The organism is Streptomyces sp. Y309 (genome assembly GCF_056712025.1).
Genome location: NZ_CM160048.1, coordinates 5,335,388 through 5,352,892, shown reverse-complemented (window position 1 = coordinate 5,352,892; position 17,505 = coordinate 5,335,388). Strand labels below are relative to the sequence as shown.

The 17,505-nt window shown below is 71.9% G+C and carries 15 protein-coding genes and 1 pseudogene; 8 read left to right on the top strand and 8 right to left on the bottom strand.

From position 1 onward, the window contains the following. Positions 1-10 precede the first annotated feature (10 nt). The 6 genes and pseudogenes from sepX to galU all read right to left on the bottom strand — a co-directional run bounded on the left by sepX (position 11) and on the right by galU (position 5,679). The gene (gene sepX / locus AC0KTA_RS21865; protein ID WP_481049911.1) at positions 11-1,276 is read right to left on the bottom strand and encodes a divisome protein SepX/GlpR; all 1,266 of its coding nucleotides are present in this window, start codon (positions 1,274-1,276) and stop codon (positions 11-13) included. Between the two features lie 206 nt (positions 1,277-1,482). Continuing rightward, positions 1,483-2,106, bottom strand: a complete 624-nt coding sequence (locus AC0KTA_RS21860; RefSeq protein WP_481056515.1) for a GNAT family N-acetyltransferase — start codon at positions 2,104-2,106, stop codon at positions 1,483-1,485. After that, positions 2,103-2,600 (bottom strand): MogA/MoaB family molybdenum cofactor biosynthesis protein, encoded by a 498-nt coding sequence (locus tag AC0KTA_RS21855; RefSeq protein ID WP_481049910.1) that lies wholly within the window; start codon positions 2,598-2,600, stop codon positions 2,103-2,105. The genes AC0KTA_RS21860 and AC0KTA_RS21855 overlap by 4 nt, the downstream gene beginning before the upstream one ends. A 221-nt stretch (positions 2,601-2,821) precedes the next feature. After that, positions 2,822-3,295, bottom strand: a pseudogene (gene moaC, locus AC0KTA_RS21850) (cyclic pyranopterin monophosphate synthase MoaC); the annotation flags it as partial. A 125-nt stretch (positions 3,296-3,420) separates the two neighbouring features. After that, a complete protein-coding gene (glp, locus tag AC0KTA_RS21845; RefSeq protein ID WP_481049909.1) occupies positions 3,421-4,773 on the bottom strand; it encodes a molybdotransferase-like divisome protein Glp in 1,353 nt (450 codons plus the stop codon). 3 nt (positions 4,774-4,776) lie between these two features. Beyond that, positions 4,777-5,679 carry a UTP--glucose-1-phosphate uridylyltransferase GalU gene (gene galU / locus AC0KTA_RS21840; protein WP_481049908.1) on the bottom strand — a complete coding sequence of 301 codons (903 nt, stop codon included), beginning with the start codon at positions 5,677-5,679 and terminating at the stop codon, positions 4,777-4,779. A gap of 94 nt (positions 5,680-5,773) precedes the next feature. Here galU and AC0KTA_RS21835 point away from each other — a divergent pair, with 94 nt between their 5' ends. Then, complete coding sequence (locus AC0KTA_RS21835; protein WP_481049907.1) at positions 5,774-6,385, top strand: 5-formyltetrahydrofolate cyclo-ligase; 612 nt, start codon at positions 5,774-5,776, stop codon at positions 6,383-6,385. A 111-nt stretch (positions 6,386-6,496) separates the two neighbouring features. Here AC0KTA_RS21835 and AC0KTA_RS21830 read toward each other — a convergent pair whose 3' ends face one another. Continuing rightward, a complete protein-coding gene (locus tag AC0KTA_RS21830) occupies positions 6,497-9,364 on the bottom strand; it encodes a penicillin acylase family protein (RefSeq protein WP_481049906.1) in 2,868 nt (955 codons plus the stop codon). Positions 9,365-9,662: 298 nt separating this feature from the next. On the opposite strand from AC0KTA_RS21830, the gene AC0KTA_RS21825 reads away from it, so the two are divergent. The 6 genes from AC0KTA_RS21825 (at position 9,663) to mscL (ending at position 15,827) form a co-directional block, all read left to right on the top strand. Continuing rightward, positions 9,663-11,141 carry a potassium/proton antiporter gene (locus tag AC0KTA_RS21825; protein WP_481056514.1) on the top strand — a complete coding sequence of 493 codons (1,479 nt, stop codon included), beginning with the start codon at positions 9,663-9,665 and terminating at the stop codon, positions 11,139-11,141. Between the two features lie 274 nt (positions 11,142-11,415). After that, positions 11,416-12,690, top strand: coding sequence for an MFS transporter (locus AC0KTA_RS21820; RefSeq protein WP_481049905.1), 1,275 nt, complete (start codon positions 11,416-11,418; stop codon positions 12,688-12,690). A gap of 67 nt (positions 12,691-12,757) precedes the next feature. Then, on the top strand, positions 12,758-13,108 hold the full coding sequence (locus AC0KTA_RS21815) for an FmdB family zinc ribbon protein (protein ID WP_481049904.1): 351 nt from the start codon (positions 12,758-12,760) through the stop codon (positions 13,106-13,108). Between the two features lie 168 nt (positions 13,109-13,276). After that, positions 13,277-14,128, top strand: a complete 852-nt coding sequence (locus AC0KTA_RS21810) for an S-methyl-5'-thioadenosine phosphorylase (RefSeq protein ID WP_481049903.1) — start codon at positions 13,277-13,279, stop codon at positions 14,126-14,128. 325 nt (positions 14,129-14,453) lie between these two features. After that, positions 14,454-15,065, top strand: a complete 612-nt coding sequence (locus tag AC0KTA_RS21805; protein WP_481049902.1) for an RcpC/CpaB family pilus assembly protein — start codon at positions 14,454-14,456, stop codon at positions 15,063-15,065. 165 nt (positions 15,066-15,230) lie between these two features. Next, a complete protein-coding gene (gene mscL / locus AC0KTA_RS21800) occupies positions 15,231-15,827 on the top strand; it encodes a large conductance mechanosensitive channel protein MscL (RefSeq protein ID WP_481049901.1) in 597 nt (198 codons plus the stop codon). A 37-nt stretch (positions 15,828-15,864) separates the two neighbouring features. Here mscL and AC0KTA_RS21795 read toward each other — a convergent pair whose 3' ends face one another. Next, entirely contained in the window at positions 15,865-16,083 is a 219-nt protein-coding gene (locus tag AC0KTA_RS21795) for a hypothetical protein (protein WP_481049900.1), read from the bottom strand. Between the two features lie 203 nt (positions 16,084-16,286). On the opposite strand from AC0KTA_RS21795, the gene AC0KTA_RS21790 reads away from it, so the two are divergent. Continuing rightward, entirely contained in the window at positions 16,287-17,498 is a 1,212-nt protein-coding gene (locus AC0KTA_RS21790) for a low temperature requirement protein A (RefSeq protein ID WP_481049899.1), read from the top strand. Positions 17,499-17,505 lie beyond the last annotated feature (7 nt).

Sequence of the window (17,505 nt, the reverse complement as noted above, 5' to 3'; positions counted from 1 at the left end):
CGCCCGCGCGTCACTCGTTGGCGGCGCGCGGGCGTCCGTCGGCGCCGTCGTCGTACTGGTCGAACAGCGGGGTGCGGCCGCGCTCGCGGGAGCGGCGGGCGGAGGCCGCGCGGCGGGCGTCGCTGCGGCCGCCGTCGGCGCCTTCGGCCCCCGGCTCCTCGGCGGGCGCGGGGGCCTCGGCGCGCGCCGAGGCCTCCCGGTCCGCGGCGGACTTGCCGGCCGGGGTGGCGGCGCTGGACCGGGCCGAGCTCCAGGTGTCGGGCGCGCCCAGGTCGACGCTGCCGCCGGCGCGGGGGGCGACCGGCGCGGTCACGTACGTCGGCAGCGGCACCGGGACCGGGTCCCAGCTGTCGCCGCGGCCGGGGCCGTGCTGGCGCTCGCGCTGCTGGTCGACCCACTCGGCGTGGTCGGTCTGCTCGACGAGGGCGCGACGGTCCGCGGCCAGCGCGGAGAGCCCGGGGTCCGGCGCTGGGGCGGGCTCCTCGGCGGCGGGCTCGGCGCCCGCCTCGCGCCCGCGCGGCTGCCGCTCGCGCAGCCGCCGCGCCGCGGCCTCGGCCCGGCGCCGGTCCATCGTGTACGTGAAGCGGCGGCGCTCCTGGCGGCGCAGATAGACGATGTACGCGCTCAGCAGCGCGGCCGGCGCGGCGGGCGCCCACAGGAACGCGAGGCCTCCGACCGCCGCGACGACCGTGCCGAGCGTGAACGCGACGAACAGCATGACGGTCGTGCGGCGGCGCCGCGCGAGCACCTTGGTGCGCCGGGCCCGCGCGGCGGCGTCGGCCGCGGCGGCGCGGCGGGCGGCCGGGGACGGGGCCTGGGGCGATGCCTGGGACTGGGCCTGGGACGGGGCCTTCGCCCGGTCCGGGGCGGTGCCTCCGCCGGGCCGCGCGCCGAGGCGCGCCTGGGCCCCCGGCCTGGCCTGCTGGGCCGGCTCGGCTCCGGGCCTGGCCTGCTGGGCCTGCTCGGCGGCGGCGGGACGGCCCTGCGGTCTGGCGTGTTCCTGTTCCGGAGGCACGGCGAAGGACCGGACGTCGACCGAGTCGGTCACGGCGTCCGGGTCGCTGCGCGGCTCCCCTTCCTCGGGCGAGCGCGCTTGCAGGTCCTTGGCGTACCGGCGCTCCATACCCGCCCGTCCGGACAGCAGCCGGATGGCGGTGCTGAAGCGTTCCGTCGGACGGGCTTCGTTGAGCTCGTCCTGCCTACGGAGCCACATCGGCACCAAGTAGGCGGCCCAGGCCCCGACGATGACTGCGTAGATGAGGCCGCTGCTGCTCACGCCTCACACGGTAGAGGGGTTTTGTCGAGGCCATCCGCCAATTGGGCCGGTGTGTCGCACGATCTGGCTGATATCTCGAACTTTTTTTGTGACTGATGCGATCAACAGGCCGACGATGCACCGAATTTAACGGTCACTCACCGATCAATTTCGAACAGGCATTTCATTTATGAGAGAGGCGGCATTCTGCCGGGGAACCGCCGCCCTCAGGCCGTCTTCCGCGACCGCGACTGCTGCCAGCGGTGCAGCAGCCCCTCCGGTACCTCTTCCACGGTGAGCGCGAACACGAGGTGGTCGCGCCAGGCTCCGTCGATGTGAAGATAGCGGGGCCGCAGCCCCTCCTCACGGAATCCGAGTTTCTCCACCACCCGGCGGCTGGGCGCGTTCTCGGGCCGAATACAGACCTCGACGCGGTGCAGCCCGACCGTCCGGAAGCAGTGGTCGACGGCGAGCGCCACGGCGGTCGGCATCACGCCGCGCCCGGCCACCGACTCGTCGACCCAGTACCCCACATGGGCCGAGCACATCGATCCCCAGGTGATCCCGGCGACCGTCAACTGCCCGACGAGGCGGCCCTGGTACTCGATGACGAACGGCAGCATGCGGCCCGCGGCCGCCTCGGCACGCAGGTGCCGGACCATCTGCCGGTAGGTGGGGCGGTGGGCGACCGGGCCGCTGGGGGTGGGCGGCGGGATCGTGGCCTCCCAGGGGCGCAGCCAGTCGCGGTTGCGCCGGTTGACCTCCCGCCAGGCCCGCTGGTCGCGCAGTTTTATCGGCCTCAGGACGACATCGCCGTCCGTCAGCTCGACGGGCCAGCTCGGGCTGTTCAGCTCGCACCCCCGTCGGTTCTCGGATGGTCGCCGCCGCGGAGCTGGTCGACGGCGTGCGTCAACAGGGGCTCGAGGACGGCGAGTCCGTCGCGTACGCCGCCGCTGGAGCCCGGCAGGTTCACGATGAGGGTGCGCCCCGCGACGCCCGCGAGCCCCCGGGAGAGGGCGGCCGTGGGCACCTTCTCGCGGCCGTACGCGCGGATCGCCTCCGGGATGCCCGGCACTTCGTGGTCGACGACGCGGCGGGTGGCGTCGGGCGTGCGGTCGGTGGGCGAGATGCCGGTGCCGCCGGTGGTGAGGATGACGTCGTACCCGGCCGCGACGCCCTCGCGCAGGGCCTGCTCGACGGGGTCGCCGTCCGGGACCACCCGGGGGCCGTCCACGGCGAAGCCGAGCGCGGCGAGGCCCTCGGCGAGGATCGGGCCGCCCTTGTCGGCGTAGACGCCGGCGGCGGCGCGGTTGGAGGCGGTGACGACGAGCGCGCGGTACGTCATGCTCGGGCTCCCTCGGGGTTCTGGCCGCCGCCACGGTTCTGTCCGCCGGACTCGCCCTCGGCACCCCGGCCGCCAGGCTCGCCCTCGCGGCTCCGGTCCCGCGACTCACTCTCGCGGCTCCCGTCCCCGGACGCGCCGTCGTGGCTCACGCCGCCGGACGAGCCGTCGCGGCCCCCGTCGCCGGACACGCCCTCGCGGCTCACCTCGCCCGCCGCGCCCTCGCGGTGCCAGTCGCCCGACTTGCCGCCCGTCTTCTCCTCGACCCGCACGTCCGTGATCACGGCGCCCTTGTCGACGGCCTTGATCATGTCGACGACGGTGAGGGCGGCGACGCTCACGGCGGTGAGGGCCTCCATCTCGACGCCGGTGCGGTCGGTCGTCTTCACGGTGGCCAGGATCTCCACGGCGTCGTCGGCGACCGTCAGGTCGACCTTGACTCCGGAGACGGCCAGCGGGTGGCACAGCGGGATCAGGTCGGGGGTGCGCTTGGCGCCCATGATGCCCGCGATGCGGGCGGTCGCCAGGGCGTCGCCCTTCGGCACTCCCTCGCCCCGCAGCAGTTCGATCACGCGGGGCGAGACGAGGACACGGCCGGTGGCGCGCGCGGTGCGGGCGGTCACGTCCTTCTCGGATACGTCGACCATGCGGGCCGCGCCCGCCTCGTCGATGTGCGTCAGTCGCTGCTGCGTGCTCATGTGCTGTGGCGCTCCCGGTCCGGGCTCCGCGCGGTGCGGTGCGCGGGCCTGCTGTGCGCGACACAGTACCGCCCCGCCCGCCGCCTCGCCGGAGCCCCTCGCGCCCCGCCCGGCCTGCGTGCCCGTCAGCCGAGCAGCACCACGTCGACCTCCGTGCCGGGCTCGACGGACGTCGTGTCCTCGGGGACGACGATCAGCGCGTCCGCCTGCGCCAGGGCGGCGACGAGGTGCGAACCCGCGCCGCCGACCGGGGCCACCGTGCCCGCGTCGGCGTCGTACCGCCCGCGCAGGAACTGGCGCCGCCCGGCCGGCGAGGTCAGGGCCTCGTCGGCGGCGAGCCGCGCGCGGACCGTGGCCCTGTGGACGTCCGGCAGACCCATCAGGGCGCGCACGGCGGGACGTACGAAGATCTCGAAGGAGACGTACGAGGACACGGGGTTGCCCGGCAGGGCGAGCAGCGGGGTGTGGTCGGGGCCGATGGCGCCGAAGCCCTGCGGCTTGCCGGGCTGCATGGCGAGCTTGCGGAACTCGACGCCGCCGCCCGCGCCGAGGCCCTCCTCGTCGTCCGGGTCGCCGATGGAGTCCAGGGCTTCCTTGACGACGTCGTACGCGCCCACGCTGACGCCGCCCGTCGTGACGACCAAGTCGGCGCGGATGAGCTGGTCCTCGATGGTGGCGCGCAGGGTCTCGGCGTCGTCGGTGACCGCGCCGACGCGGTAGGCGATCGCTCCGGCCTCGCGGGCGGCGGCGGTGAGGGCGAAGCTGTTGGAGTCGTAGATCTGCCCGTCGCCCAACTCCTCGCCGGGCTGGACCAGTTCGCTGCCGGTGGACAGGACGACCACGCGCGGGCGCGGGCGCACCTTGACCGTGCCCCGGCCGATCGCGGCGAGCAGGGCGATCTGCGGGGCGCCGAGGACCGTGCCCGCGGTCAGGGCGCGGTCGCCCGCGCGGACGTCGCTGCCCTGTGCGCGCACGTGCGCGCGTGCTTCCGCGGGGCGGTACACGCGGACTTCTCCGGAGGCGCCCTCGGGGGCGGCGCTGTGGGCGCGCATCCCGGTGGCGGGGCCCTCGCCGAGCCCGCCGTCGGTCCACTCCACGGGCACCACGGCCTCGGCGCCGGGGGGCAGCGGGGCGCCGGTCATGATGCGGGCGGCCTGGCCCGCGCCGACGGTGGGCTGCTCGCCCTGGCCCGCGGCGACGTCACCGATGACGGTCAGGACGGCGGGGAACTCCTCGCCCGCGCCCGCGACATCGGCGACCCGCACCGCGTACCCGTCCATGGAGCTGTTGTCGAAGGGCGGCAGCGAGACGGGCACCGTGACGTCCTCCACGAGGACGCAGCCCTGCGCGTCGAGGAGCTGGAGCTCGATGGGCTCCAGCGGCCTGACGGTCGCGAGGATGTCGTCCAGATGCTCGTCCACCGACCAGAGCTGGTCCCGGCCGGTGCCGTGGTGCGTCGTCGTGCCGCTGCTGCTCAAGTGCTACATCTCCTCGGTGACGTAACTGCGAAGCCAGGCCTTGAAGTCGGGGCCCAGGTCTTCACGTTCGCACGCGAGTCTGACAATGGCACGCAGATAGTCGCCGCGGTCGCCGGTGTCATAGCGGCGGCCCTTGAAGACCACGCCGTGCACCGGACCGCCGACCTTTTCGTCCGCCGCGAGCTGCTGGAGCGCGTCGGTGAGCTGGATCTCGCCGCCGCGGCCCGGCTCGGTCTTGCGCAGTATGTCGAAGACATGGGGGTCGAGGACATAGCGGCCGATGATCGCGTAGTTCGACGGGGCGTCCGCCGGCTCGGGCTTCTCGACCAGGTCGGTCACCTTGACGACGTCGGCCTCGGCGGTGGCCTCCACGGCCGCGCAGCCGTAGAGGTGGATCTGCTCGGGCGCGACCTCCATGAGCGCGATGACGCTGCCGCCGTGCCGCTCCTGGATCTCGACCATGCGCGCGAGCAGCGGGTCGCGCGGGTCGATCAGGTCGTCGCCGAGGAGCACGGCGAACGGCTCCCGGCCTACGTGCGGAGCGGCGCACAGGACGGCGTGACCGAGGCCTCTGGGGTCGCCCTGGCGGACGTAGTGCATGGTCGCCAGGTCGCTGGACTCCTGGACCTTCGCGAGCCGGGACTCGTCGCCCTTCTTCGCCAGGGCGGACTCCAGCTCGTAGTTGCGGTCGAAGTGGTCCTCCAGGGGACGCTTGTTGCGCCCCGTGATCATCAGGACGTCGTCCAGGCCCGCGGCGACGGCCTCCTCGACCACGTACTGGATCGCCGGCTTGTCGACGACCGGCAGCATCTCCTTGGGCGTGGCCTTCGTGGCGGGCAAGAAGCGCGTGCCAAGACCCGCTGCTGGGATGACAGCCTTGGTGATCTTGGGGTGAGACTCAGTCATGAGCGTTACCTTAACCGGTGCCTATGTGAGGAATCTGCGGCTCCGGAATATTGGCCCATATGTGAGCACAATAGGAAGGATTTGTGAGTTCACCATGGATCAACCCGGCCCGGGCAAGGGAAACAAGCGCACATTGCGGGGAGAGATCCTCGCGGTAAGAAGCGGGTTGACGCCCGGTGACACGCGGAAGGCGGCCGCGGCCCTGGCCGAGCACGCACTCGAACTCCCCGAACTCTCCGGCGCCCGCACGGTCGCGGCGTACGTCTCCGTAGGCACCGAGCCCGGTACCCGCGCTCTTCTGGACGCCCTCCACGCGCGCGGGACGCGGGTCCTGCTGCCCGTCCTGCTCCCCGACAACGACCTGGACTGGGCCGCGTACGACGGACCCGACTCCCTCGTCCACGTACAACACACGGGAAAAATGACGCTGTTGGAGCCCGCGGGGCCGCGGCTCGGTCCTGACGCCGTCCTGGAGGCGGACGCCGTGCTGCTCCCGGGGCTCGCGGTGGACGCGCGCGGGACGCGGCTCGGACGCGGCGGCGGGTCGTACGACCGGGTGCTCGCCCGCCTGGCGCGCGCGGCCCTCTCGCCCGCGCTCGTGGTGCTCCTGTACGACTCCGAAGTCGTCGCGCACATCCCCGGGGAGGCGCACGACCTTCCGGTGCACGCGGTGGTGACACCTTCGGCGGTACGCCGATTCGCGTGACCGGCGCACGCTGCTGGAGTGACCGGCGCGCGCTCCAGAACGGCAGGCTCCAAGACGGCGAAGGGGCCCTCCACGCACGCGTGGAGGGCCCCTTCGTCTGTCACCGGCCCGTCAGGGCTTGAGCACCAAGGTGTCGTCCGTGCTGTCGTCGACGGCCTTCTCGGAGTAGGCCCACGGCAGCAGTTCGCCCTTGATCCACTTGCTGGTCTGGTCGGTGTAGTGGTCGCTGTAGGCGTGCCCGGAGGCGCCGGTGAGGTTGATCCACCGGGACTTGTCGAGGTCCTTCAGGTTCACGACCATCCGCATCGACGGCACCCAGATCACTCCGTAGCCGCCCGCCGCGTTCCAGCCGGTGGCGTTGACCGTGGCCTCGCCGCCGCCCAGCTTCCAGGGGCCGCGGTTGAGCACCCACTGGAGCCAGCCGGGACCGTCGGTGCCGAGGGTCTGGTTCTTCAGCGTGAGGGTGTGAAGGCGGCCCCAGCTCCAGGTGTCGATGTCCTTGCCGAGCTTGGCCGTCAGGTCCCAGCGGGCGTCCTCCATGGCCCGCGCGAACAGCTGGTCGCGGTTCTTGGTCTCCGCGTCCGTGCGCGTGCCCGGCGTCTTCCACCAGTCGTTGTCCTGGTCGTCGAGGATCTTGCGGATCACCTCGAAGTAGCGGTCGCCGCCGTCGGGCTGCGCGGAGTCCGCGTCGCGCTCGCCGCACTCGCGGACCCGGTTCTCCTCGTCGGCGGGGCGGGTGTTGCCCGCGGGCTCCACGGACAGGCACTGGCCCTTGACCCGCAGCTCCTTGGGCAGCTTGTTGCCGATGGAGAGCTGCAGGATGCTGCGCCAGACCGCGTTGAAGTACGCGGCCGCGGCCGAGTCGGCGTCCTGGGTGTAGTCCCAGCCCTCCAGGAGCTTCTGCGCCTCACGGACGTGCTTGTCGCTGATGTCGATCTTCAGCAGCTTGGGCACGAGCAGCCGGGCGATCTCGCTGCTGTTGTCCGTCTGCATCAGCCGCATGTCCTCCGTGGAGATCTTGCCGCCGTTCTTCGTCTTGGACTTGATGAGGTCCTCGATGCGCTGGCTGCGCGCGCCGTAGCCCCAGTCCGAGGTGAGCTTGTACGGGTACTTCTCGGCGTCGCTGTCGTCGATCACGGCCTGGTTGGCGGTGACGATGTAGCCGCGCTTGGGGTTGTACTCGTACGGCAGCGCGTCCTGCGAGATGGGCTTGCCCCAGCGGTAGGCGGGGTCCCAGCCGGGCGAGGGGAGCGAGCCGTCGCCCTTGCCGCGGGTGGGGATCCTGCCGGGCGCCTGGTAGCCGATGTTGCCCTTGGTGTCGGCGTAGATCAGGTTCTGCGAGGGCACCTCGAAGGAGGCGGCTGCCTTGCGGAAGTCCTTGAAGTCCTTGGCCCTGTTGAGCTCGAAGACGGCGTCCATGGACTTGCCGGGCTCCAGCGCGGTCCAGCGCAGCGCGATGCCGTAGCCGTCGCCGCGGTCCGGGGCGGACGCGTCGACCTGGGCCTTCTTGCCGACCTTGACGAGTTCGTCGTCGCGGTCGGAGATCAGCGGGCCGTTGTTCGTCTCGCGGACCGTGATGGTCTTGGTCTTGCCGCCCGCGACCTTGATCTTCTCCTCGCGGGACCTGAAGGGCAGGACCTTGCCGTCGTACTGGTAGCCGTCGGCGGTGAACTTCTCCAGGTAGAGGTCGGTGACGTCGGCACCGAGGTTCGTCATGCCCCAGGCGATGTCCTGGTTGTGGCCGATGACCACGCCGGGCATGCCGGAGAAGGTGTAGCCGCTGACGTCGTACTGGCACTTCGACGACACGGACCGGCAGTGCAGGCCCATCTGGTACCAGACGGACGGCAACTGCGGCGCGAGGTGCGGATCGTTGGCAAGGAGAGGCTTGCCGGTGATGGTGTGGTCTCCGGAGACCACCCACGAGTTGGATCCGATGCCGTTGCCGTTCGAGCCGAGGCCCGCGTCCGGGACCTTGTCGAGGACGTCGGAGAGGCCGGAGAGCTGGGACTGCAGGCCGCTGCCTGCGGGGTTCTGGGTGCCGCCGGAGAGGCCGGTTCCCGCGGTGCCGCCGGTGCCGGAGCCTGTGCCCGTTCCGGTGCCTGTACCCGTGCCGCCGTTGCCGGTACCAGTGCCCCCGGTGCCGGTGCCGGTGCCCGTTCCGCCCGTGCCGGTCTGCGTCTGGCCGCCCGCCGAGTCGTCACCGTCGAACTTCTCGGTGACCCCGTTGTAGCGCCCCTCCTGGACGATGGGCTTGTGCAGGTCGTACGGGTACTTCGGGTAGAGGTCCTTGATCTGCGACGGGCCGAGGCGGCTGGTCATCAGGGAGCGGTCGATCTCGTCCTGCATGTTGCCGCGCAGGTCCCAGGCCATGGCCTTGAGCCAGGCGATCGAGTCGACCGGCGTCCACTTCTGCGGCTTGTAGTCGTTCTCGAAGGACAGCGCCGCGTACTCGACGGAGATCTCCTCGCCGCCCTTGCCGTCGAGATAGGCGTTGACCCCCTTGGCGTACGCCTGGAGGTACTTCTTCGTCCGCGGCGAGAGCTTGGAGTCGTACTCCTTCTTGGCGACGCGGTGCCAGCCGAGAGTGCGCAGGAACTCATCGGTCTTGACCTGGCTCTTGCCGAACATCTCGGAGAGCCGGCCGGAGGTCATATGGCGGCGTACGTCCATCTCCCAGAAGCGGTCCTGCGCCTGCACGAAGCCCTGGGCCATGAACAGGTCCTCGTCGGACTCGGCGTAGATCTGCGGAATGCCGTTGCCGTCGCGCTTCACGTCGACCGCGCCCGACAGGCCCTTCAGCTCGATGGATCCCTTGGTCTGCGGGAAGGAGGCGCGGACGGTGCTGATGCTCCAGTACGCGCCGAAACCGATGCCTCCTACGACGGCCAGGACCAGCACGATCACGATCAGTCGGGCTCGGCGCCCCTTCTTCCTACCGGACTTGCGACCGGAAGAGGCGTTGGTGTTGGAGGGCATCGCTGTCCTTGCTGTCCTTCGCGAGCGGCAGGGCGGGGCTTGTGCGGGTCCTGGAGTGCTGGAGCAACCATAGGCGCAGGGCGATACGACCCCGGACGCGGAGTCGGAATCCCCGCGTACCGCACCGAGGAATCCCAGTGCGCCGCACTGGAGCGGCATCGAACGAAGGTTCGGAGATGATAGATGGGGCGCGGGGGCGCGCGTCAAGAGCGCGTTAAAGCTTAGGTAACGTAACGAAGCATCACGGCTCGCACGACGGAAGGAACGGCCCCTGTCTGTCCACGACCTCAATCAGCTTCTGCTCATCAGTTCACTCGTCCTGCTCGTCGCGGTCGTCGCGGTGCGCCTCTCCTCGCGCAGCGGGCTGCCCAGCCTGCTGCTCTACCTCGGCATCGGCGTCGCCATGGGCCAGGACGGCATCGGCAACGTCACCTTCAACAACGCCCAGCTCACCCAGGTCATCGGCTACGCGGCGCTCGTCGTGATCCTGGCCGAGGGCGGCCTCGGGACGAAGTGGAAGGAGATCAAGCCGGCCCTGCCCGCCGCGGCCTCCCTCGCGATCGTCGGCGTCGCCGTCAGCGTCGGCGTGACGGCCGCCGCCGCGCACTACCTCGTCGGGCTCGACTGGCGCCCGGCGCTCATCATCGGCGCGGTGGTGTCCTCGACGGACGCGGCGGCCGTCTTCTCCGTGCTGCGCAGGGTGCCGCTCCCGCCCCGGGTGACGGGCGTCCTGGAGGCGGAGTCCGGCTTCAACGACGCCCCGGTGGTCATCCTGGTCGTCGCCTTCTCCACCGCGGGGCCGGTGCACCACTGGTACGTCCTGGTGGGCGAGATAGCCCTGGAGCTGGCCATCGGCGCGGCCATCGGGCTCGCGGTGGGCTGGCTCGGCGCGTACGGACTGCGGCACGTGGCCCTGCCCGCTTCCGGTCTCTATCCGATCGCGGTGATGGCCATCGCCGTCGCCGCCTACGCCGCCGGAGCCCTCGCCCACGGCAGCGGATTCCTCGCCGTGTACCTGGCCGCCATGGTGCTCGGCAACGCCAAGCTGCCGCACTGGGCGGCCACCCGCGGCTTCGCCGAAGGCGTCGGGTGGATCGCCCAGATCGGCATGTTCGTGCTGCTCGGCCTGCTGGTGACGCCGCACCACCTGCTCGACGACATCTGGCCCGCGGTGATCACCGGGCTGATCCTGACCGCGGTCGCCCGGCCCCTGGCGGTCGTGCTGAGCCTGCTGCCGTTCAAGATGCCCTGGCAGGAGAAGGCCCTGATGTCCTGGGCCGGACTGCGCGGCGCCGTGCCCATCATCCTGGCCACCATCCCGATGGTGAACGGCGTCGAGAACAGCGAAGAGATCTTCAACATCGTCTTCGTCCTGGTCGTCGTCTACACCCTGGTGCAGGGCCCCACGCTGCCGGGACTCGCCAGGATCCTCGGCGTCGGCAAGGGCACGGAGGCCTCCGACCTGGGCATCGAGTCGGCTCCCCTGGAGCGGCTGCGGGGTCATCTGCTCTCGGTGCCGGTCCCCGAGGGCTCCCGCCTGCACGGCGTCGAGATCGGCGAGCTGAGGCTGCCCAAGGGGTCGGCGGTCACCCTCGTCGTGCGCGACGGCAACTCCTTCGTACCCGGCCCGACGACCGTGCTGCGGCACGACGACGAGCTCCTGGTGGTGGCCACGGACCCGGTGCGCGACGCGGCCGAGCAGCGACTGCGGGCGGTCGCCCAGGGCGGCAAGCTGGTGGGCTGGCTGGGGGTGCCCCCCGAGGGCGGGCAGCAGTGAGGGGGCAATCGCAGGTGGCGGGGGTCTCACTTCTCGTAATCACAGGTGCCGCTTGCGCAGCGCCTGTACGATGAAGGCACACTCTGTACGTACCGATGTACGTATGTACCGACCTGATCGAACCAACTCTGTCTGAAGCAGAGCTGGCGCGACCGTATGGCGGCCGCGGCGCCCCCGCAGTGGGCGGCCCGGTATCTACCGCAGTTCTGCGCAAGAGGACAGCTCTCGGCGCCCCCGCACGGGCGCGCTACCAGGCAGCAGAAAGGCAAGGGCCGTGGCATCCACGGTCACCGAGCCCCGCCCGGGCTACGGACAGCTGCTGCGCACCCCGCGCGCCTGGACCTTCCTGCTCCCAGGATTCGCCGCGCGACAGCCGTTCGCGATGCTGACCATCTCCATCGTGCTGCTCGTGCAGCACACCACCGGCTCGTACGGAGTCGCCGGTGCCGTCTCGGCGGTCACCGGCGTCTCCATGGCGGTGTTCGCGCCCTTCGTGGGCAAGCTCGCCGACCGGTTCGGGCAGCGCGCGGTGCTGCTGCCCGGCGTGCTCGTGCACGCGGCGTCCGTCGTCACGCTCACCGTCCTCGCGCTGTCCGACGCCCCCTTGTGGGCCCTTTTCGCGGCCGCGGTGCCCGCCGGTGCCTCGACACCGCAGATCGGGCCGATGGTGCGAGCCCGCTGGGGCGTCAAGCTCCAGGGCACCCCGCTCGCGCAGACCGCGGCGGCCTTCGAGTCCGTCACCGACGAGCTGACCTTCGTCCTCGGCCCGCTGGTCGCCACCGCGCTGTGCACCGGCGTCGACCCGGCGGCCGGACTCCTCACGGAGGCCGGTCTGACCCTCGTCGGCGGTCTGCTGTTCGCGGCGCAGAAGAGCACCCAGCCGCAGCCCTCCGCCGCGGGCGACGACGCCCACGCGCGCGTGGAGCACGTTTCCGCCCTCCGGGTGCCCGGCGTGCGCGTCCTGATCGTCGCGTTCCTCGGCATCGGCACCGTCTTCGGCGGCATGCAGGTCTCCCTCGCCGCCTTCACCGAGTCCATCGGACAGCCCGGCCTGAACGGAGTCCTGTACGGCACGTTCGCCGCCGGAAACATGCTCTCCGGAGTCGCCTGCGGCGCCATCGCCTGGAAGATCGCCCCGCAGCGGCGGCTCGTCCTCGGATACGCCGCCCTGACGCTGATGGCGTCCGGCCTGTGGGCCGCGCACTCCGTGCTGCTGCTCGCCGGGCTCGGCCTGCTCGTCGGCGTCTGCATCGCGCCCGCCCTGATCACCGGCTACACCCTGGTCGACAGCCTGGTCCCGCCGACCGCGCGCACGGAGGCCTTCACCTGGCTCACCGGCGCGGTCGCGCTCGGGCAGGCGGCGGCCGTCACGGTCGCCGGACAGCTCGAGGACCGCTTCTGGGACGGCGCCGGATTCCTGGTGCCGCTCGGCGGCACGGCCCTCGCGCTGACCGTGCTGCTGACCCTGCGGTCGCGGCTCACCCCGAAGTCATCGGGGCGGACCGTCGCACGTGGCGTCGGTCACCGGACGCCGGTCGCGGTGGACTGATCCCGCGGAATACGTCACTATGGAGCGTCGTTAGCACTCATCGAGTGAGAGTGCCAGGAGGAAGCAAGTGCCGACGTACCAGTACCAGTGCACCGAGTGCGGCGAGGGCCTCGAGGCGGTGCAGAAGTTCACCGACGACGCCCTGACCGTGTGCCCGAGCTGCGACGGACGCCTCAAGAAGGTGTTCTCGGCGGTCGGCATCGTCTTCAAGGGCTCCGGCTTCTACCGCAACGACAGCCGCGGGTCGTCGTCGAGCAGCTCGCCGGGGTCGTCCTCCGCGTCGAAGTCGGCGGACGCCAAGCCGTCGTCCGGTTCTTCGTCGGCCTCGTCCTCTTCGTCGTCCTCCTCCACGTCGTCTTCGTCGCCGAGCTCTTCCTCCTCGTCGGCCGGTTCGTCGACGAGCTCCTCGGCGGCCTGACCAGGCGACTCCCAGGATCTCTCCAGGACCCCGCTGTCGTACGACGGCGGGGTTCTCGGCGTTTGCGGGGGGGGCGGCCGGGCGTTCGTGGAGGCTGCGGGGGCGTTCGCGGGGGACCGCGTGCGGCCGGTCTCCCGCGTGATTTCCGGCCCTACTACTGTGCTGGCCATGGTGAACACGGCGAACGCGACTCAGGCCGAGATCGGCGTCATCGGCGGCTCCGGCTTCTACTCCTTCCTCGACGACGTCACCGAAGTACACGTCGACACCCCGTACGGCTCCCCCAGCGACTCCCTGTTCCTCGGTGAGATCGCGGGCCGACGGGTGGCGTTCCTGCCCCGGCACGGCCGCGGCCACCATCTGCCGCCGCACCGCATCAACTACCGCGCCAACCTGTGGGCGCTGCGCTCCGTGGGCGTGCGCCAGGTGCTCGCCCCGTGCGCCGTGGGCGGGCTGCGGCCCGAGTACGGCCCCGGCACGCTGCTGGTGCCCGACCAGCTCGTGGACCGTACGAAGGGGCGCCCGCAGACCTACTTCGACGGGCTGCCGCTGGCGGACGGCAGCACACCGAACGTCGTGCACGTGTCGCTGGCCGACCCCTACTGCCCGGCGGGACGCGCCGCCGCGCTCAAGGCCGCCCGCGGCCGGGACTGGGAGCCGGTGGACGGCGGCACGCTCGTCGTGATCGAGGGCCCACGTTTCTCGACCCGCGCCGAGTCGCGCTGGCACGCCGCGCAGGGCTGGTCCGTGGTCGGCATGACCGGCCACCCCGAAGCGATCCTCGCCCGCGAACTCGAGCTCTGCTACGCCTCATTGACCCTGGTCACCGACCTGGACGCGGGCGCCGAGTCCGGCGAGGGGGTCTCGCACGAGGAGGTCATGCGGGTCTTCGCCTCGAATGTGGACCGGCTGCGGGCGGTCCTGTTCGACGCGGTGGCGGGGCTGCCGGCCCCCGAGGAACGGGACTGTCTGTGCGTGGGGGCGCTGGGCGGGATGGAGACGGGGATTCGGCTGCCGTAGGAGTTCGGCTGCCGTAGGGGTTCGCCGACCGGCGGCCGAGGGGTGGAACTTCCCCTTCGGGTGAGGGAGTTGTCCACAACCGGCGAGTAGTGCACGGGGCTCAGCGGGGGTGGGGCGCGGGGCTGCATCGTGAGAACGGGAAACGGAGTCCGGACCGGGATCCGAACTCTCACTACTCCCTTCTCGCTTCTCACGGCAGGCGGTGGTCGTCATGGCACGCGTTCCTTCTCGTACGGCTTCTCACACGGCTCCTCGTACGGCTTCCCACACGGCTGCTCATGCGGCTTCCCACACGGCTTCTCAACGAGAGGACGAGGAGCCGCACTTGGCGGTGTCCGGCGGCGGCGCGGGTGGCGGGGGCAGTGGTGCGCCGCCGCCCTGTCAGGTGCCGCACTTCTCCCCGCTGCACGTGCGCGGCGGACGCCGCCGCCTGCGGCGGCTGATGCGGCACCGCAGGCGGGCGATGGCCGCGGGCCTCGCGATGACCGCCGCCGCGCTCGCGGCCGCGGGCCCGCCCGAGCCCGAGCAGCCGCGCCCGCGGGGTTCGGCGGCGGCCATGGCCGCGGAGGAGCGGGGCGGCGACGGAGTACGTCAACGACCGCGGCGGGCCGCCCGGTTGGTGGCGGCACCGGTGCGGATCGCGGACGCGGCGACGGTGCGGCTGCTGCGGCCGGGGGACCGGGTGGACGTCGTCGCGGCGGACGGCTCGGCGGCGGACGGCCCCGGCGTGGGCTCGGCGGGTTCGGCCGGTTCCGGGGTGGCGGGCGGGGCGGCGGCGCGGGTGGTCGCGGTCGGGGCCCGGGTGTCCGAAGTGCCGGAGTCCCCCGACAGCGCGGTCGAGGGCGGGGCGCTGATCGTCCTCTCGGTGCCGCGGGCGACGGCGGCCCGACTGGCCGGGGCGAGCGCGACCGCGCGCCTGGCGGTGACGCTGCGATGAGGCGGCCGACGGGGACTCGCCCACCGGACCTGGGCGTTTGCGGGCGGGCCGATCGTCTGTCAAGTCGCTCATTCGCGTTATCGAATTGGACAGGGCTGCCACGCGCTGCCGTAGGTTGCAACGCGGTTTGCCGCACAATCCGCACATGCAACGAAAGGCCCAGTGGTGAGCGAGAAGAAGGATCCGGGCATCTGGCAGGGCTTCAAGGCCTTCCTGATGCGCGGCAATGTCGTCGATCTGGCGGTCGCGGTGGTCATCGGCGCCGCGTTCACGAACATCGTGAACTCGGTGGTGAAGGGCGTCATCAACCCGCTGGTCGGCGCCATGGGCACCAAGGATCTCGATCACTACAGCTCCTGCCTGAAAGCCCCCTGCGTGGTGAAGAACGGCGAGGCCGTCAGCGGCATCCCGATCTTGTGGGGCTCGGTGCTCAGCGCGACCCTCAGCTTTGTGATCACCGCGGCGGTCGTCTACTTCCTGATGGTCATGCCGATGGCGAAGTACCTCGCCAAGCAGGCCGCACGGCAGGCGGCGAAGGAGGGCACGCAGGAGGTCATGGAAGTCTCCGAGCTGGAGGTGCTCAAGGAGATCCGCGACGCGCTGGTCGCCCAGCGGGGCTCGAGCGACGGGGACCGGCCGGGTGGCGGTGGTTCGGGGACCGGCGGTGGCTCCGGGGCCAGCGGCGGTTCCGGAACCGGTGGCGGGCCTGGGAGCACTGGCGGGCCCGGTGGCGGGGCCGGGCCGGGCGGCTCGACGCAGTAGCCCGGGGGCTGTCCGGGGCGGCTGCGCCCCGGTGGGCTCAGATGTGGTGGGGCGGCTTCTCGTCCAGGAAGCGGGCGAGGTCGGCGGCGCTGTCACCGGCCGCCGTCGGCCGCTCACCCCACCCACGGTCCGTGTCGTCCGAGGACTGCTGCGACAGCGGGTCGTCGAAGACCAGCGCGCTCGCCGGCTTCTTGGCGGCCTGCCGGGGCTTCGCGTCCTTCGGATCGCGCGGTTCGGGGGCGGGGGCGGTGCTCATGCTTCCAGGGTACGTCGGCGTCCGCCGGGCACGTCCCAAGCGCACTACGGCTCCGTTCCGCTCCCGCCCGGGCCACCCGGGGCCCCGCATTGATCCCGGTCCGCGCCAGGCGAGGGCGTGCCGCCACCACCCACCCGGGTGCTCCCGCCCCGACACGGCCCGACCAGGGCCGAGGGGCCGCCGGGCTCTGCTGTCCTTGCCCCATGACGTCGACAACTCCCCCTCCCAGCGCCCCCGCCCCGCCCGCCCCGCCTCCCCCGCTGCGGCCGATGGTCGCCCGCGGCAGGGAGGAGGAACACCGCGCCGCGACACCGCTGGAGCTCTTCTTCGACCTCTGCTTCGTGGTGGCGGTGGCGCAGGCCGGCGTGGAGCTGGTGCACGCGGTCGCGGAGGGGCATCCGGGGGAGGGGGTCCTCAACTACGCGATGGTGTTCTTCGCGATCTGGTGGGCGTGGATGAACTTCACCTGGTTCGCGTCGGCCTACGACAACGACGACACCCTCTACCGCGTGGTGACGCTCATCCAGATCGCCGGTGTCCTGGTGCTCGCGGCGGGGGTATCGAAGGCCTTCCAGGACCACCAGTTCCTGGTCGTCTGGCTCGGCTACCTGATCATGCGGCTCGCGCTGATCACGCAGTGGCTGCGGGCGGCGGCCTCGACGACAGGGGCGGAGCGGCGCACGGCGTTGCGGTACGCGGGCGGGGTCGCGCTGTGCCAGGTGGGCTGGCTGGGGCTCCTGGTGCTGCCGGAGGGGGCGCGGCCCTGGACGTTCCTGGTGATGGCGATCGCCGAGATGGCGGTGCCGACGTGGGCGGAGCGGGCCAGGACGACGCCCTGGCACCCGCACCACATCTCCGAGCGGTACGGCCTCTTCACGATCATCGTGCTCGGCGAGACGATCGCCGCGGCGACGGTCGCGGTGAAGTCGGGCATCGACGAGAACGACGCGCTCGGCGAGCTGCTTCCGATCGCCACGGGCGGGCTCCTCCTCGTCTTCGCCGCCTGGTGGATCTACTTCGTGGTGCCGATCCACGGCCATCTGCGCTCCAACAGCCAGGCGTTCCTGTGGGGTTACGGCCACTATTTGATCTTCGCGTCGGCGGCGGCGATCGGGGCGGGGATCGAGGTCGCGGTGGAGCAGGCCGTGGGCAAGGCGCACATCTCGGAGACGGCGGCGTCGGCGGCCGTGACGATCCCGGGGGCGGTGTATCTGTTCACGGTGTGGGCGCTGCACTCGCGGTTCTTCAAGGTCGGGCTCGCGCAGCAACTGGTGCTTCCGGTGACGGCGTTGGCGGTGCTCGCGTGCACGTTCGCGGGACGCTGGGCGGTGCTGGCGGCGGGGGTCGTCGCGGCGCTCGCGGTGGCGACCGGGGTGACGCTGACGTCGCGGATGGTCCGGGCCGAGTCGGCCTGAGGCCGCC

Bases quoted from the DNA above. Each gene is read 5' to 3' on its own strand.
- AC0KTA_RS21855 (WP_481049910.1), bottom strand. From the start codon at position 2,600: ATGACGTACCGCGCGCTCGTCGTCACCGCCTCCAACCGCGCCGCCGCC.
- galU (WP_481049908.1), bottom strand. From the start codon at position 5,679: ATGACTGAGTCTCACCCCAAGATCACCAAGGCTGTCATCCCAGCAGCG.
- AC0KTA_RS21835 (WP_481049907.1), top strand. From the start codon at position 5,774: ATGGATCAACCCGGCCCGGGCAAGGGAAACAAGCGCACATTGCGGGGA.
- AC0KTA_RS21830 (WP_481049906.1), bottom strand. From the start codon at position 9,364: ATGCCCTCCAACACCAACGCCTCTTCCGGTCGCAAGTCCGGTAGGAAG.
- AC0KTA_RS21810 (WP_481049903.1), top strand. From the start codon at position 13,277: ATGGTGAACACGGCGAACGCGACTCAGGCCGAGATCGGCGTCATCGGC.
- AC0KTA_RS21795 (WP_481049900.1), bottom strand. From the start codon at position 16,083: ATGAGCACCGCCCCCGCCCCCGAACCGCGCGATCCGAAGGACGCGAAG.
- AC0KTA_RS21790 (WP_481049899.1), top strand. From the start codon at position 16,287: ATGACGTCGACAACTCCCCCTCCCAGCGCCCCCGCCCCGCCCGCCCCG.